Here is a 1,543-nt window from a genome sequence, read left to right as displayed (position 1 = left end):
ATCCAGTCTTTTACGGGCTGTTGAAGAATGAAGACACTGGTCAGCCGCCTGCAGACGGCAGCGCATCTTGATCGTCTTCGAATTCTGGGCCTTTGCGCACATGCGGACCTAACGATCTGCGGGCTGGCGGAAGTTCTGGGTCTGCGTCGCGAGCAAGTTGTGCGACACGTGAGGGTGCTCACTAGAGCCAACTTTCTTTGCTGCAACGAACAACGTCCGCAGTCTTCGTACCATCTGCAGACAGGAAGCAGGGATGGCGGGCTGGCTCAATTCTTGGTCGATCTCCTCCCCCACGACGATGGCTATCATAAGCTGGACCTGGAGCGGCTCGAGGCGGTCCAAGACGCGTCGTCCAACGGGACTGCTGCTTGATTCGGAAAAGATCTGCCTAGGGAGTGCGAAACTATCATGAAGAACTCCGCTGACGCAGCCATCGCGCGCCCCGACACCAACAGACAGGCTAGCCTGGCAGCGGTCGATTGCCGCGTTCACGAACTGCTTCTAAAACAGGAGCGCCAGGAGCGGACAACTCTCAAACTTATCGCCTCCGAGAACTTTGCCTCCTCGGCGGTGTTGGAAGCGCCGGCTCGATTTTCACCAACAAGTATGCCGAGGGATACCCCGGTGCGCGCTACTACGCCGGAAACGAGATCGTCGATGAGCTTGAAAACCTCGCTATCGAGCGCTTAAAGGCGCTATTCGGCTGTGAACACGCTAACGTCCAGCCATATTCCGGCTCGCCGGCCAATCAGGCTGTCTATCGCGCGCTTTTGTTTCAGGGAGACAAAGTCATGGGCTTGCCTTTACCCGAAGGCGGCCATCTGACGCACGGTTGGGCAGTCAACTTCTCCGGCACCGATTATCAGCGAGTCCCATACAGGCTGCACGAAAAGACGCAGCAAATCGACTATGACCGCTTGCGCGAGACCGCCAAGCGGGAACGCCCGAAGCTAATTTGGGTCGGCGGAACTGCTTATCCGCGTATTTTTGATTACGCGACAATGGCCGAAATCGCTGCGGAGGCGAACGCCTATCTCGTGGCCGACATTGCGCACATCAGCGGCCTTATTGTCGCCGGAGCGCATCCGAATCCCGTGGCCCATTGCGACGTCGTCACCAGCACGTCTCATAAGTCGATCCGCGGGCCCCGCGGAGGCTTCATTCTGTCGAAGAATGAAGATCGCTATCAGTCGCTTTATCATCCGAACAGCTAACACAATCTGGCCAAACGCATAGACCGCGCCGTGTTCCCTCTCCTGCAAGGCGGACCGCATATGAATACTATCGCCGCGCTTGCCGTCGCTTTGCAGGAAGCAGCGAACCCGTCCTTTCGTATCTACGGTCAGCAGATCGTCAACAACGCCAAGGCTCTGGCCCGGGCGCTTCTGGAGCGAGGTTATGAACTCGTCACCGGGGGCACTGACAATCACATGCTGATCCTTGATCTTCGGAACCGGCCGCTGTCAGGCAAAGCCTATGCCGAGCGCTTATCGCGTGCAGGTATGATTGCGAATTTCAATATGGTGCCGGGTGACCGGCGACA

General features: G+C 57.5%; 1 pseudogene. It reads left to right on the top strand.

Annotation, left to right across the window (positions count from 1 at the left end):
- Positions 1–408: 408 nt before the first annotated feature.
- Positions 409–1,543: pseudogene (glyA, locus tag EOA24_RS37540) on the top strand (serine hydroxymethyltransferase); the annotation flags it as partial.

It is taken from the genome of Mesorhizobium sp. M2A.F.Ca.ET.039.01.1.1, assembly GCF_003998035.1.
Lineage (GTDB): Bacteria > Pseudomonadota > Alphaproteobacteria > Rhizobiales > Rhizobiaceae > Mesorhizobium.
The sequence above is the reverse complement of the archived record's forward strand: the minus strand, read 5'-3'. Positions and strand labels throughout refer to the sequence as shown.